Annotated in this window: 14 protein-coding genes; 9 read left to right on the plus strand and 5 right to left on the minus strand. The window is 72.1% G+C overall.

Annotated elements, in window-relative coordinates:
• Positions 1–34: 34 nt before the first annotated feature.
• Positions 35–2,104, minus strand: coding sequence for a glycoside hydrolase family 15 protein (locus tag OWR29_RS10200; protein WP_267562358.1), 2,070 nt, complete (start codon positions 2,102–2,104; stop codon positions 35–37).
• A 113-nt stretch (positions 2,105–2,217) separates the two neighbouring features.
• Here OWR29_RS10200 and OWR29_RS10205 point away from each other — a divergent pair, with 113 nt between their 5' ends.
• Positions 2,218–3,267 carry an aldo/keto reductase gene (locus tag OWR29_RS10205; RefSeq protein ID WP_267562359.1) on the plus strand — a complete coding sequence of 350 codons (1,050 nt, stop codon included), beginning with the start codon at positions 2,218–2,220 and terminating at the stop codon, positions 3,265–3,267.
• A 37-nt stretch (positions 3,268–3,304) separates the two neighbouring features.
• On the opposite strand, the gene ald is transcribed toward OWR29_RS10205, so the two are convergent.
• Positions 3,305–4,420 carry an alanine dehydrogenase gene (ald, locus tag OWR29_RS10210; RefSeq protein ID WP_267562360.1) on the minus strand — a complete coding sequence of 372 codons (1,116 nt, stop codon included), beginning with the start codon at positions 4,418–4,420 and terminating at the stop codon, positions 3,305–3,307.
• A gap of 121 nt (positions 4,421–4,541) precedes the next feature.
• Here ald and OWR29_RS10215 point away from each other — a divergent pair, with 121 nt between their 5' ends.
• The 6 genes from OWR29_RS10215 (at position 4,542) to OWR29_RS10240 (ending at position 9,698) form a co-directional block, all read left to right on the plus strand.
• Positions 4,542–5,012: an Lrp/AsnC family transcriptional regulator gene (locus OWR29_RS10215; protein WP_251801754.1), complete on the plus strand. Its 471-nt coding sequence runs from the start codon at positions 4,542–4,544 to the stop codon at positions 5,010–5,012.
• A gap of 101 nt (positions 5,013–5,113) precedes the next feature.
• On the plus strand, positions 5,114–6,337 hold the full coding sequence (locus tag OWR29_RS10220) for a GAF domain-containing sensor histidine kinase (RefSeq protein WP_267562362.1): 1,224 nt from the start codon (positions 5,114–5,116) through the stop codon (positions 6,335–6,337).
• A gap of 19 nt (positions 6,338–6,356) precedes the next feature.
• Positions 6,357–6,812 (plus strand): MarR family winged helix-turn-helix transcriptional regulator, encoded by a 456-nt coding sequence (locus tag OWR29_RS10225; protein ID WP_267562363.1) that lies wholly within the window; start codon positions 6,357–6,359, stop codon positions 6,810–6,812.
• Positions 6,809–8,026, plus strand: a complete 1,218-nt coding sequence (locus OWR29_RS10230; protein ID WP_267562364.1) for an MFS transporter — start codon at positions 6,809–6,811, stop codon at positions 8,024–8,026. The genes OWR29_RS10225 and OWR29_RS10230 overlap by 4 nt, the downstream gene beginning before the upstream one ends.
• 164 nt (positions 8,027–8,190) lie before the next feature.
• A complete protein-coding gene (locus OWR29_RS10235) occupies positions 8,191–9,201 on the plus strand; it encodes a LacI family DNA-binding transcriptional regulator (protein WP_267562365.1) in 1,011 nt (336 codons plus the stop codon).
• Positions 9,198–9,698, plus strand: coding sequence for a hypothetical protein (locus OWR29_RS10240; protein WP_267562366.1), 501 nt, complete (start codon positions 9,198–9,200; stop codon positions 9,696–9,698). Before OWR29_RS10235 ends, OWR29_RS10240 begins: the two co-directional genes overlap by 4 nt.
• Before the next feature lie 57 nt (positions 9,699–9,755).
• Here the strand turns inward: OWR29_RS10240 and OWR29_RS10245 are convergent, their stop codons facing one another.
• Positions 9,756–11,201, minus strand: coding sequence for a serine/threonine-protein kinase (locus OWR29_RS10245; protein WP_267562368.1), 1,446 nt, complete (start codon positions 11,199–11,201; stop codon positions 9,756–9,758).
• A gap of 42 nt (positions 11,202–11,243) precedes the next feature.
• Complete coding sequence (locus OWR29_RS10250; protein WP_267562369.1) at positions 11,244–11,963, minus strand: laminin G domain-containing protein; 720 nt, start codon at positions 11,961–11,963, stop codon at positions 11,244–11,246.
• Positions 11,964–12,128: 165 nt separating this feature from the next.
• Here OWR29_RS10250 and OWR29_RS10255 point away from each other — a divergent pair, with 165 nt between their 5' ends.
• Positions 12,129–12,461, plus strand: a complete 333-nt coding sequence (locus tag OWR29_RS10255; protein WP_267562370.1) for an STAS domain-containing protein — start codon at positions 12,129–12,131, stop codon at positions 12,459–12,461.
• Positions 12,458–12,853, plus strand: a complete 396-nt coding sequence (locus OWR29_RS10260) for an ATP-binding protein (RefSeq protein ID WP_267562372.1) — start codon at positions 12,458–12,460, stop codon at positions 12,851–12,853. The genes OWR29_RS10255 and OWR29_RS10260 overlap by 4 nt, the downstream gene beginning before the upstream one ends.
• Here OWR29_RS10260 and OWR29_RS10265 read toward each other — a convergent pair.
• Entirely contained in the window at positions 12,850–14,346 is a 1,497-nt protein-coding gene (locus tag OWR29_RS10265; RefSeq protein ID WP_267562373.1) for a PP2C family protein-serine/threonine phosphatase, read from the minus strand. The genes OWR29_RS10260 and OWR29_RS10265 overlap by 4 nt on opposite strands.
• Positions 14,347–14,441: the final 95 nt, after the last annotated feature.

Consider the following 14,441-nt stretch of genomic DNA (forward strand, 5'->3'; position numbering starts at 1 on the left):
TCAGGGCCGCCCTACCGCCTCCTCAATACGCGGGTCAGTGGAGGTAGCGGTCGGCCACGGCGGCCGGCTGTTCGGTTATGCGGTTCTCTTGCAGGTTGCGAGCCAGCCTCAAGTACTGGGCGTGGGCCCAGGTGAGCGGCGTGGCCGAGAACGTCGGCGTGCCGGGAGCGAAGCCAGGCCGGCCGGCGGGGGACGTCCGGTCCCAGACCTGTTCGGGCAGCATGCCGCCCGGGCCGGTGGCTCGGGTCATCGTGGCCAGGCGCTCGAAGGCGGTGCGGCGGTTGCCGGCGGCCAGTTCGTACTCGCCGCGTTCGCCGGTCAGCAGGGGCCAGGCGCGGCCCCGGCTGACCAGGGATCCGTCGGGCTCGTTGTACTCCCACTGGCTGCCGTCCAGTTGCTCGCCGAAGCCGTCGAAGCTGGCCCGGTGCCAGAAGAAGCCGCGCGGGGTGGCCACGCCGAGCTGCTTGTCCACCACCGGCAACGAGTTCACGACGTCCGCGTCGGACGGCTTGAGGATGCCCAGCCGTACCAGGTCGAGGAAGCCCGGGTCGACCACTCGGCGCTGGTCGACGCCGACCGGGCCGCTGTCGCCGATGTTGTACTTGGTACCGACGTCCGGCTTGCCGTCCTTGGTCAACCGCAGGAAGTACGGCTTCGACGAGTACGGGCCGTTCGTCGTTACCGTCCACTTCTTGACGTTGGCCCGCCACGAATCGGCCGTCGCCAGGTAGCGGGCCGCCGACGCCTTGTCGCCCTGGGCGGTGGCGATCGACGCCGCGCACACGAGCCCGGCGATCGCGGTGGCGATGGTGTTGGGGGAGTAGCCGGACTGGTTCTCCCAGCGCTCCTGCGGCGTGAACGGCGCCTGCGGATACGACACCAGGAAGTCGGCCGCCTTCTTGACCCCGGACCAGTGGGGTGCGCCGAGCTGGTAGGCCAGCACGATCGGCAGCGCCACCTCGTCGAGCTGCAGGCCGCCCCACACCGGCGTCCCGTCGAGCTGCGAGTTCTGCGGGAACGAGCCGTCCGGCTTCTGCTGCACGCCGAACAGGAAGTCGAGCGCCCGCCGCGCCCCGGCCCGGTCGCCGGCCGCGATCAGGCCGGTCGCTATCTGGTACAGGTCGCGCGACCACACCAGGTGGTACGGGCCGGACGGGTCATCGGTGCCGAACGCCCACGGCGAGGCCGGCGCGGCCACGTACGCGCCGGGGTGGGTCTTGTCCTCGGCCGCCGCCAGCACCAGCGCCGAGGTGCGGTAGAGCTGCTGCTGGGCCGCGCTGTGCAGCACCCGCGGCGGGTCACTCAGCCCGGCCAGATAACGCTTCCATCCGTACGCGTAATCGCGCGCGACCCGCTCGAAGCCGGAGTGCAGCGACTTACGGGCGCCGGCCAGCGCTTCGGTGGGGGTCCCGCCGAACGAAAGTGCCAGCACCGAATGCCTGCCCCGCAGCTGCGCGGTCTGCACCAGACTTCCGGCCCCCGCCGATGGATAGTGCCAGTCCATCCGCCCGTCGCGCAGGTCGGTGTGCCCGTCGCTGACCCCGGCGAACCCGCTCGACGTGCCCGCGAAGTCCCCGGCCAGCGCGCTCGACACCCCGCCGTCCGTGGCGACCAGCGCCTTTCCGACGGTCCGCCCCGAGTCGCCGCCCCGCGAGTTCCCCAACGCCGGGTCGTAGACCGCGTACAGCCCGTACGAACGGCCGCCCGAGAACTTCAGATCCACCAGCACCGACGATCGGCCCGGGTCGGTGGTGTAGTCGGCCGTCAGCCTCCACCGCCCTCCGTCGAAGGTCTGCCGGAACCGCAGCGGCCCGACTTGCTGCGTACGCACCTGGGACGCCTCAATCCCGTCCCGCCCGGTCACCACGAACGTGAGCGCCCGCGCACTGGGCCCACCGATCGTCGGGTAGAAGATCTCGCCCAGCCCACCCTGCCGCTGCACGGTCGCCCACACCTTGCTCTCGGTGGTCCGCGACGTGATCAGCCCCGCCTTCGACGCCGGCAGATACTGCTGATCAACGCCCGGCGTCCCCGGAGCGGTGGAAGCAGCAGGGGCAGCGAGTCCGAGAGTGGCGACCAGCACGACCGGCATCAATGGGGTCATGTCACTGGGTCTACTCCGATGCGTTCTTGATCGCACCCGTTCCGGTGGACACCGGGCCTGAGGAGGGTAAGGCTGGGCGGAGCGCTACCTATGGCAAGGAAGAGGGAATCAGGATGCAGTACCGGCAGCTAGGCCGTACGGGTCTGCGGGTCTCGACGTTCACCCTGGGCACGATGGGCTTCGGCGGCACCGGCTGGGCGTCCCCGGTCGGCAAGATCGACGTGGCGGGGGCGCGGGAGCAGATCGCGATCGCGCGGGACGCCGGCGTCAACCTCATCGACACGGCCGACGTCTACTCGGACGGGCTCAGTGAGGAGATCCTCGGCGAGGCCCTCGGCGACAGCCGCGACGACGTGCTGATCGCGACCAAGGTGCGGATGCCGATGGGCGAGGGGCCGAACGACGCCGGGCTCTCGCGGCACCACATCATCCGCGGGGCCGAGGCCAGCCTGCGGCGGCTCGGCACCGACTACATCGACCTCTACCAGGTGCACGAGTGGGACGGCCAGACCCCGCTCGAAGAGACCCTGACCGCGCTGGACGACCTGGTGCGCAGCGGCAAGGTCCGCTACATCGGGTGCTCCAACTACTCGGCCTGGCACATGGTCAAGGCGCTCGGCATCTCCGACGCCCGGCAGATCGAGAGGTTCGCCAGCACCCAGGTGTTCTACTCGCTGGCCAACCGCGACATCGAGGCCGAGATCGTGCCGGCCGCGCTCGACCAGGGCGTGGGCCTGCTCATCTGGAGCCCGCTGGCCGGTGGTCTGGTCTCCGGCAAGTACCGGCGCGGCGTGACGGCGCCCGAGGGCAGCCGGCACCTGTCCGAGTGGAGCGAGCCGCCGATCTACGACGAGGACAAGCTGTACGACTCGATCGAGGTCGCGGTGAAGATCGGCGAGTCGCACAACGTGTCGGCGGCCCAGGTGTCGCTGGCCTACATCGCCCAGAAGCCGGGCGTGACCTCGCTGATCGTCGGCGCCCGCACCACCGAGCAGCTGCGCGACAACCTGGCCGCGGCCGAGCTCGAGCTGACCCCCGACGAGATCAAGGCGCTCGACGACGCCAGCGGCGACAACCTGCGCTACCCGTACTGGCACCAGCGCAACACCAGCACCGACCGCCTGAGCGCGGCCGACCTGTCGCACATCTCCAACTACCTGTAGGCAGAACAAGGGGGCGGGATGCCCCGCCCCCTTGTTCTCAATTCAGAACCGAACCGATCTCGACGGACGGGAGGCCCAGCGCGGCGCCGACCTCGGCGTTCGTCAGGGTGCCGTCGTGGACGCTGAGGCCGAGCGCCAGCGCCGGGTCGGCGTTCAACGCGGCCTTCCAGCCCAGGTCGGCCAGCTTCAACGCGTACGGCAGGGTGGCGTTGGTCAGGGCGTAGGTCGAGGTGTTGGGCACCGCGCCGGGCATGTTGGCCACGCAGTAGAACACCGACTCGTGCACCTTGTAGACCGGGTTCTCGTGGGTGGTCGGCCGCGAGTCCTCGAAGCAGCCGCCCTGGTCGATCGCGATGTCGACCAGCACCGAGCCCGGCTTCATCCGCTTCACCAGGTCGTTCGAGACCAGCTTGGGGGCCTTCGCGCCCGGCACGAGCACCGCGCCGATCACCATGTCGGCCTCGAGGCAGCTCTGCTCGAGCGCGTACGCCGAGGACACCAGCGTCTTGACCCGGCCGCCGAACTGGGCGTCGATCTGCCGCAGCCGGGCGATGTTCAGGTCGAGCACGGTGACGTCGGCCCCCAGGCCCAGCGCGATCGTCGCCGCGTTGACGCCGGAGACGCCGCCGCCGATGACCGTCACCTTGGCCGGGCTGACCCCGGGAACACCGCCGGGCAGGACGCCCCGGCCGCCCGAGTTGCGCATCAGGCTGTACGCGCCGACCTGGGGGGCGAGCCGGCCGGCGACCTCGCTCATCGGGGCCAGCAGCGGCAGCGAGCCGTCGGTCAACTGCACCGTCTCGTACGCGATGGCGGTGGTGCCGCTGGCCAGCAGCGCCTTGGTGCCGTCGGCGTCGGCCGCCAGGTGCAGGTAGGTGAACAGCACCTGCCCGGCCCGCAGGCGGTGGTACTCGGCGGCGATCGGCTCCTTGACCTTGAGCAGCAGGTCGGCCCGCTGCCACACGGTGTCGGCGTCGGGCGCGATCTCGGCCCCGGCCGCCACGAAGTCCTGGTCGGTGATGGCCGAGCCGGCGCCCGCGCCCGCCTCGACGAGCACGTTGTGGCCGCGGCGCACGAATTCGGCGACTCCCGCGGGGGTGATGGCCACCCGGTACTCGTGGTTCTTGATCTCAGCCGGCACACCGATGTGCATCTCAGGTCCTCTCGTCGCGTCGGCATCAGCGTGAAACGATGTGCTGTTTGCCCGCAAGACGAGCGAATAAGATTCTGCCTGTACGCGATGAGGTGAAGATGCTGCGACAGGCGGGGCTCAAATGACCGACGTACCGAAGGATCTTCGAGGTCTGGATCACATCGACCGCGACCTGCTCGCCCTGCTCGAGGTCGACGGCCGCATGCCCAACAACGCGCTGGCCGAGCGGGTCGGCATCGCGCCCTCGACCTGCCTGACCCGGATCCGGCGGCTGCGCGAGCTGGGCGCGATCCGGGGCTTCCACGCCGACGTCGACCCGGCCTGGATCGGCCGTCCCATCCAGGCCATGATCGCGGTGCGGATCCGCTCGGAGTCGCGGGACGCCATCGGCAAGTTCGCCGAGTCACTGGCCGGCATCCCCGCCGTACGGGACGTGTATTTCGTTTCTGGTTCTTATGACTTCCTGCTGCACGTGGCCACGGCGGACGTCGAGGACCTGCGCGAGGTGATCACCGAACGCCTGAGCGGGACGCGCCTGATCGCCGGCACGGAAACTTATCTGATTTTCGAGCACCGCAGAGGCAACCCGTGAGCACTGTCCTGCACCCGCGGGTCCGCTCAGGCCGCTGAGGCCGTCGCCGACCGTTAACCCCCGACGGGATCAAGGCCAATCATCAACGAAGGGGGCGGGACATGTCAGTCGTACTGGTCGAGTCGGACGCAGCCGAGCAGCAGCGTCTCGCGACGCTGCGCGGCTACGGGGTGCTGGACACGGCGCCGGAGAGCGACTTCGACGACATCGCGGTGCTCGCCGCGCAGCTCTGCCGCGCACCGATCGCCCTGGTCAGCCTGGTCGATTCGGACCGCCAGTGGTTCAAGGCGCGGGTCGGGCTGGACCTCTGCGAGACGGCCCGCGAGGACTCGTTCTGCGCGCACGCCATGTACGAGGTCGACGTCATGCAGGTGCCCGACGCCCGCCTCGACCCGCGGTTCGAGGACAACCCGCTGGTCACCGGCGCGCCCGGCATCGTCTTCTACGCCGGTGCCCCGCTGGTCACGTCGACCGGCGAAGTGCTGGGCAGCCTGTGCGTCATCGACCACGAGCCCCGGCTGCTCACCCCGGCCGAGAGTCAGGGCCTGAAGACGCTGGCCCGGCACGTGGTGGCCCAGCTCGAGCTGCGCCAGTACGCCCGCGGGCTGGACGCCGCCAACGAGCGGCTGCGCGAGGCCGACCAGGTCAAGGACGAGTTCCTCTCGCGCGTGACGCACGAGCTGCGGACCCCGCTGACCTCCATCAACGGCTACCTCGAGATGCTGGCCGACGACGACGTGGAGCCGGCCGCCGGGGTCGAGTTCCTGACCCGCATCCGGCGCAACTCCGACCGGCTGATGGCCCTGGTCGAGGACATGCTGCTGGCCGCGCAGGCCGGGCAGGACCAGCTGCGGCTGACCAAGCGCGGGCTGGACCTGGCCGAATTGTCGCGCGCGGCGGTCGTACGCAATGGGGTCCTGGCCGAAGGCCGGGGTCTGCAGATCCGGGCCGACGCGCCCGAACCGGTTCCGGTCGAGGCCGACGAGGCCCGGCTGATCCAGGTGATCGAGCGCCTGGTCCTCAACGCGGTCAAGTTCACCCCGCGCGGCGGCATCACGGTCAGCGCGGCCGGCCGCGGCGACCACGTCGAACTGGTCGTGCGGGACACCGGCATCGGCATGAGCGCGGCCGACCGGGAACGTGTGCTGGCGCCGTTCCGCCGCGCGGCCGACGCCGAACGGGCCGAGGTGCAGGGGGCCGGCCTGGGGCTGAGCATCGTCAAGGCGATCGTCGACGGCCACGGCGGCTCGGTGCGCATCGAGAGCGAACCGGGGCGGGGGACGGCGGTCATCGTGACGCTGCCGCGGCTCGCAGGAAATATATAAGCGCTGTTACATTGCTCCGGTGGACCTGCTCGACAGCAATCACTGGAGCGACCTGCACGCGCTGCTGGCCGAGCTCGACCGGGACGTCGCCGCCCTCTACACCAAGGCCGGCATCGAGGGCATGCGCACCCGCTTCGTGGGCCCGCTCATCGCCCTGCACCGGTTCGGGCCGATGACGATCCGCGAGCTGGCCGACCGGCGCGGGGTGTCGCACTCGGCGATGAGCCAGACCGCGGCCGCCATGGCCCGGGCCGGGTTCGTCGAGAGCACGGCGGGCGCCGACGGCCGGACCCGCCCGATCGGTCTCACCGCCCGCTCGCGCGAGCTCATGCCGTTCATGGTCGCCGAGTGGCGGTCGACCGAGGCGGCGGTGCGGCGGCTCGACGAGGAACTGCCGTACTCGATGACGCAGGTGGTGGCCGACCTGCGGCAGCTTCTGGCCACCAAGCCGTTCGCGGAGCGGCTGCGCTCGTGAACGTGCTGACCGATCTGCGGCCGTTGCGCGAGAACCGGACGTTCCGGCGGCTGTGGCTGGGGACGACGGCGTCCGGCTTCGGCGGTCAGTTCGGCGTGTTCGCGGTCATGTTCTACGTCTGGGACAGCACCCGCAGCGGCGCCGCGCTGGGCCTGGTCGGGCTGGCCACCGGTCTGCCGCTGATCGTCGTCGCCCTGGCCGGCAGCGCCTTCACCGACCACGTCGACCGGCGGCGGCTGGCCCTGCGCTGCACGGTCGCCCAAATCGTGATCTCGGCCGCGATGGCCTTCGTGGCGTTCACCGACGCCGGCGGCGTGCCCGCGATGCTCGGGCTGGTGGCGCTGCAGGCGGGGCTGGGCGGGCTGGTCGGCCCGGCCCGGCAGACTTTCGTACCGGCTCTTCTGACCGGGGACCGGCTCGCGGCCGGGCTCGCCCTCAACCACCTTTCGTTCCAGGTGGCGATGCTGCTCGGGCCGGCCGCGGCGGGCGTGCTCACCGCCGTGGCCGGGGTGGGCTGGTGCCTGGTCTTCGACACGATCACCTTCGGGGCGGCGCTGGCCGGGCTGGCCGGTCTGCCGTCCGGGGTGCCGGCGGCCGAGGGGGCTCCCGGCTGGCGGTCGGTGCGGGCCGGTTTCGCGTACGCGGGAAGGACCCCGGCCGTGCGCGGGGCCCTGCTGGCCGACCTGGCCGCCACCTCCTTCGCCATGCCGGTGGCGCTGTTCCCGATCGTGAACGCGGAGAAGTTCGGCGGCCGGCCCGAGGTGCTGGGCCTGTTCACGACGGCGCTGGCCGTGGGCGGCGTGCTGGCGATGCTGCTGTCCGGCCCGGCCACCCGTGAGCCGCGCCCCGGCCGCCTCATGCTGATCTGCGGCGCGGTGTGGGGCGCCGCGCTCGGAGCGGCCGGCCTGACCAGCAACCTGGCGCTGTTCCTGCTGCTCCTGGCGATCGCGGGCGCCGCCGACACCTGGGCGGTCGTCTCGCGCGGCACGGTCGTCCAGACGGTGACCCCGCCCGGCTACCGCGGCCGCATCTCGTCGCTGGAACACATCGCCGGCGCGGCCGGCCCCCAGCTTGGCACCGTGCGGGCGGGCCTGGTCGCCGCGGCCACCTCGGGCGGGGCCGCACTGGTTCTGGGTGGGCTCACCGCCGTGGCCGCCACCGCGGCGATCGCCGCCACCGCACCCCAGCTCCGGCGCTTCCGACACGCTCCGTAGCGCCGGGACGCCCCGTTTTGCGAGCTTCGGCGACACTCCGTCCCGGGATTGACCGGAGCGATCATGTTGCGGCAAGCGCTGGGCAGGTACCTTGTGTCGGGCGCGGCCACCGATCGCGCCTTGATCGGGCGCGCGACCAGCGGCGCGCCGGGGAGGTGCCATCGATGACGACGGAGCGGAACCGGGCGAGCGGCCGGCCGACCCTGGAAGAGGTCGCGGTGCGCGCCGGCGTCGGCCGGGGCACCGTGTCCCGCGTGGTGAACGGGTCGCAACAGGTGAGCCCCCGCGCGCGGCAGGCCGTGGAAGACGCGATCCAAGAGCTCGGGTACGTGCCCAACCGCGCCGCCCGCACGCTGGTCACCCAGCGCACCGACTCGATCGCCCTGGTCATCTTCGAGTCGGGCGAGCGGTTCTTCGCCGAGCCGTTCTTCGGGCGCATCGTGCAGTCGATCTCGACCGTGCTGGTCGCCCGCAACCTGCAGATGGTCCTCATGATCGCGCAGGCCCCGGAGGAGCGCCGCCGGCTCGAGGGCTACCTGACCCGCCAGCACGTCGACGGCGCGCTGCTGCTGTCGCTGCACGGCGACGACCCGCTGCCCGCCGTCCTCGAGGAGCGCGGGGTGGCTACCGTGCGCGTCGGCCGTCCCATGTACGCCGAGCGAGGCACCTACGTCGACGCCGACAACCGCGCCGGCGCCCGCGAGGCCGTGTCGTACCTGTGGTCGCAGGGCCGCCGCCGGATCGCCGCCATCACCGGCCCGCTCGACATGGCGGCCGGCATCGCCCGCCTCGAGGGCTACCGCGACGTGGTCGGCGACGGCCCGGTCGCGTTCGGCGACTTCAGCGAGGAAAGCGGGGCGGCTGCCATGCACCGCCTGCTCGAGCAGTACCCCGACCTGGACGCCGTGTTCGCCGCGTCCGACATGATGGCCGCCGGCGCCCTGCAGGTGCTGCGCCGCTACGGCCGCCGCACCCCCGAGGACGTGGCCGTGATCGGCTTCGACGACTCGGTCATCGCCCGGCACACCGACCCGCCGCTGACCAGCGTCGACCAGCCCATCGCGGAGATGGGCCGCGAGATGGTCCGGCTGCTGCTGGCCAAGATCGACGGCAGCGAGTCGGGCGACGCCGAGATCGTGCTGCCGACCCGCCTGGTCATCCGCGGCTCCGCGTGAGCCCCAGGCTGGGGTGGCTGCTGTCGGCGGCCGCGCTGACCATGGTGGCCGGGTGCGGCCCGTCCGAGCCGGCGATGGTCGAGGTCGACGCGGTCACGATGGGCTGCTCCGACCCGGTCAACGACGAGGACGGGCACTGCGCGTACGAGTTGAAGGACAGCGACCGGCGGACGAATGTGCCGCGCATCGGTGAGAGCGAGGCGCTCGACGAGGCCGCGGTGGCCGTGCATCTCAAGGTGCACGATGCCGGGGCGGGCGAGTTGTCGGCCACCGAGCAGGACGCGGCCGAGGTGCGGCGGGCGCTGACCACCGGCGGCTACCCCGATGCCGTGGTGCGGCTGGCGCGCGACAGCGACCCCAGCGTGCCCGGGGCCCTGCTGTACGCCGTGCGGGTGGGCGACGCGTGCGTGTTCGGCGACGTGACGCCGGCCCCGGCCGAACGGTGGCACGAGTGGTACGCCGGGCTGCTGCCGGACGGTCGCTGCCTCACGGCTTAGGGCCTGTGCGGCCGGCACGGGAGAGCCGCAGCCCCCGCGTGCTCGGCCGAACTGGTCCTAAGTGCCGGCCGCACGCGTCACGTCGGCCAGGCGGGAGCGGAACAGGCTGCCCTGGGCCGGGGTGAGGCTGCCCTCGCGGACCCGGTCGTTGATCTTCCGGCGTACGGCCCCGGCCTGGCCGGCCACGTTCCGCCCGTCGCCGGTGGCCAGCGGGTCGAACAGGTTGAACAGGTCGAGAGCCACGTCGGAGCGGATGTCGGCGTTCTCGACCGCGCTGCGGAACCGGCTCACCGCGTCGTCGAAGGTCAGCGTGGGCGACGGCTTCGGAGTGGGGGAGTAGCTGGTGGTCGTGGGCGGGGCGCTGGGCGGCGTCGTGGCGGGGGCGGCCGACTCGGTCAGGATCGCCGGCGGCGGCAGTTCGGGGGCGGCGGTCTCGTTGTTCGCCCGCGGCCAGTTGACGGCCAGGACGGCGCCACCGACCGCGGCCAGCAGCACCACCACCGCCACACCGAGCACCCAGCGCCTCGCCGGCGGCGGGGTGAGGGCGACGGTGGCCGCGGAGGCCCGGCCGGGGGCGTAGGCGCGCTGCTGAGGCGCCGCCGTGGTGGGCCGCGACCGGGCCGGGGCGGCGATCGCGACGGCCGATGGCGCGTCGGCAGTGTCCTTTCTGGGGACGGGCGCCGCGTCGGAGGGCTCGGGCTTGAGCCACAGGGCGGTCAGGTCGAAGCGGACCTCGTCGGCGCCGGGGCGGTCGGCCGGGTCCTCGGCCAGGCAGCGGCCGACCAGCGTACGGAAACTCTCCGGCAGATCCGGCGGGAGCACGTTCGGGCCGGTCGCCCGGGCCGCGGCCAGCTCTTCCCACGTGTCCACCGGGTAGGGCGGGTCGCCGGTCACCATCTCGAACAGCAGCACGCCGAGCCCGTACACGTCGGTCGCGGGCTCGGCCGGCATGCCGTCCAGCCTTTCCGGCGCCACGTAGGCCGGGGTGCCGAACGTCGACCCGGACTCGTCGTCGTCCGGCTCGCCGGCCGTGGCGCTGATGCCGAAGTCGAGGATCTTCACGCCGGTCGGGGTGAGCATGACGTTGCCCGGCTTGATGTCGCGGTGCACCACCCCGTTGGCGTGGGCCGCGGCCAGCGCGTCGGCCACCGCGGCGCCGATGCGGGCCGCCTCGGGCAGCTCGATCGGCTCCCGCTCGAGCCGGGCCGCCACGCTCTCGCCGGCCAGCAGCTCCATCACCACGAACGGCGCCACCGTGCCGTCGGCCCGCACCGCCTCGCGGTAGTCGTGGACGGCCGCGATGTTGGGGTGCTGAAGCTTGGCCGCCATCCGCGCCTCGCGCCAGACGACCTGCGATCCCTTGGGCAGTTTGACGGCGACCGGGCGGGCCAGCAGCTCGTCGTCGGCCCGCCAGATCTGGGCCATCCCACCCGTCTCGAGGAGCGTGACCAGCCGGTATCTTGCCGCCAGCAGGTTTCCCGCGATCGGCCACTCGTCGCTCACCTGAGGAACATTCGCCCGGATCGGGACGGGTGTCAACTCCTGTTACCAGCCGGGATCTTCCACGTCGATCGCGATGAAGTCGATGTCCCCGGCGAAGTAGTCACAGCCCACGTCCACCTGGTCGCAGTCCGTCTTCCCGCCGATCGCGATGGGCCACGAATTGGCGATCGGGCCGGTCCAGCCCTCGCGCTGGGCCACTACGTCGCCGTCGACGGCCAGGCTCACGCCGTCGCCGGTTCGTTGACACCGTACGGTGTGCCAGCGCCCGTCGTTGATCGGGCGCGGCGCCGTCACCAGCAGCGAGGTGCGCGAGCCCCGGAACCAGCACTGCACCCGCCCGTTGGGGATCTGCAGCTTGAAGCTGCCGCCGCGGACCGTGGCCTGCCCCTTCTGCACGATGTTGCCGAAGTGGTCGCGGGTGCGCAGCCGCATCTCGATGGAGTAGTCGCGGCTGCCCGGGTTGAGCCGCTCGTCGTCGGGGACGATCACCAGGTGGCCGGGCCGGGCCGGCGGGGTGTCGGGTTCGAGGCGTTCGAAGCCGTACGCCGTCCGGCCGTCCGACTGGATGCCGGTGGCCACCTCGCGGCCGATCCGCCCGTGGAAGCCGTGCCCGCTGACGTCGTGCATGACGCTGGAGCCGGGTCCCTCGTTCATGTTCCAGTAGGCCAGCTCGTAGTCGGGCGAGGCGGTGGCGGCGCCGCCCGAGGTGGCGAGCAGGCCCGCCGCCACGACAGAGACAATCCACGAGCGCGACATTTGCATGGTTCATCCCCGTTGAACGTTTATTGCCGTATTTGACGGTTTGATCCTAGGCGGACGCCTGTTCCGGCGCACAAGGGATCACCGGGGGATTCGCCCGCCCGCCGGACATCGTTGGGAACCAGCAGCGCGGGTGACATGATGTGACCCGGCAAGCAAGGGGAGGGAATGCCCAACTTCGAGGCGACAACCCAGGAGGGCACCGGCCATGTGCGGGTGACCCTGACCGGCGAATGCGATCTGGCGGTCCGCGACGAGCTCCACTCCGTGCTCGAGTCGGCCGTCAACGCCGCGCCGCTGGTCATCGTCGACCTCGGCCGGCTCGACTTCCTCGACTCCAGCGGCGTGCACGGTCTCGTCGTGGCCCACCTCGAGGCCCAGGCCCGGGGCGGCCGGGTCGCGCTGGTCAACCCGAGCGGCTCGGTGGCCGACGTTCTCGACATCACTGGCGTCGGCACGCTGCTCGGCACGGTCAGCGACGAAAAAGCGGCGGGCGGATGAGCGGCGACACCTCGTACGCGGAAATCACGTACGCCGAACCGGGCGACCTGGCCAAGGTCCGCGAGTTCGTCCGTGGCCACGCCGCCCGGCTCGGCCTGCCCGACCAGCGCGCCGAGCTGCTCACCCTGGCCGTGAGCGAGCTGGCCACCAACACTCTGCAGCACACCGCGGGCGGCGGTGTGGTCCGGCTTCACGCGTCGGGCGGGCGCATCATCTGCGACGTCATCGACGGCGGGCCGGTACGCACCCTGGGCCGCACCATGCCGGCGGCGGACGCGCTGCGCGGCCGCGGGCTGGCCATCGTCGAGCGCGTCTGCGACGAGGTGGGCGTCGACACCGCCGACGAGGGCACCCGGGTGCGCCTCGCCCTCGATCTGGAATCCCCGAACTAAAGGACCTCGACCAGCAGGGTGCAGGTGTCGTCGTCGGGGCTGGGGCGGTTGAGGCCGGCCACCAGCTCGCTCGTGCGGGTGGGCTCGGCCGACGCGGCCGCCAGCAGGTCGAGCACCCCGGGCAGCAGCGCGGGGCCGTGGCGGCGCTCGACCAGCCCGTCGGTGTAGAGCAGCAGCAGGTCGCCCGGGGTCAGGGTGGGGCGGCACACCTCGTACACGCAGTGGTCGTCGGCGCCCAGCAGCCGGCCCGCCGGGCGATCCAGCGGCCCGGCCCGGCCGGCCCGGGCCAGCAGAGGCGGCGCATGCCCGGCCCGGGCCCAGGCCAGCTCGCGCGACCGCGGGTCGTAGAGGCTGAGCACGGCCGTGCCGGTCAGCCCCAGCTGCGCGCTCAGCCGGTTGAGGTGGGTGAGCAGCTGGGCCGGGTCGTGCAGCCCGATCGACAGCCACGCGATGAGGGCGAACCGCAGGTGGGCCATCCCGTTGGCCGCCCCCAGCCCGTGCCCGGCCACGTCGCCCACGGCCAGCACCACCCGGCCGTCGGCCAGCCGCTCGGCGTGGTACCAGTCGCCGCCGACCTGCACCCTGTTCTCGGCCGGCAGATAGTTGACCAGCACCCGCAGGCCGGGCAGGGGCAGCGGCTCGCGCGGCACCGGCTGGATCAGGTGTTGCAGCTGGGCGGCCAGGCGATGCTCGGCCAGCGCGGTCATCTCGCGGCTGCGCAGCTGGTCGCGCAGGCGGTCGATGGCCGTGCGGGAGTCCTCGCGGGCGGTCACGTCCTGCACGACTGCGTTGATCTTCAGGGGAGCGCCGTCGGCGTCGCGCACCACGTCGGACAGGATGCGCAGGTGCTTCACCTGGCCGGCGACCCGGAAGCGGGAGGTGATGTCCGAGGCGGCGCCGCTGTCGAGGGTCTGCCAGGCCGTCTCGGCCAGCCGGCGGTCCTCGTCGAGCATGGTGGCGGCCTGCTCGCCGCGGCTCATCGGGCCCAGCCCGCGGTCGCGCCCGAAGATCTCGTACATGCCGGGCGACCAGACGACGTCGCCGGTGATCAGGTCGTACTCGGACCAGCCGAGGCGGGCCAGTTCCTCGGTGCGTTGCAGGCGCCGGCGATCCTCGTCGAGGCGCTGCCACCACACCATCAGTCCGCCCAGCACCCGATGGACGGTCACGTCGAAGAGTGAATGTGCGACGACGCCGGCCTTCTTCTCCTCGTACCGGAACTCGCGGAGCTCGGCCGGTTCACCCGTACGCATGACCCGCAGGTAGAGCAGCCAGAGCGGGCCGCCGACGATGCTCGGGTAGAGCCGGCTGAGAAGCTGGTCGATGCGGCTGGTGCCCCGGCGGTAGATGTCGTGGCCCCGGCCGCTGGTCGCGGCCACCCGGAAGTCGTTCACTTCGCCGTCCGGGCCGGTCTCGGGCAGAAGCCAGCTGCAGCCCGCCGGGATGACGGACAGCATTTCGCGTACGACGTGGGCCACCTCGTCGTCGGCCATGCGGTCAGCCTAGTGGGGCCGGTCGGTCAGGCCGCGATACCGCCCGCCGGGCCCTCGCCTATCGCCTGCTCAGCTTGGTAGCATCCCGCGGATCA

The sequence above is a fragment of the Paractinoplanes pyxinae genome (assembly GCF_026626335.1).
In the GTDB taxonomy this organism is placed as follows: Bacteria; Actinomycetota; Actinomycetes; order Mycobacteriales; family Micromonosporaceae; genus Actinoplanes; species Actinoplanes pyxinae.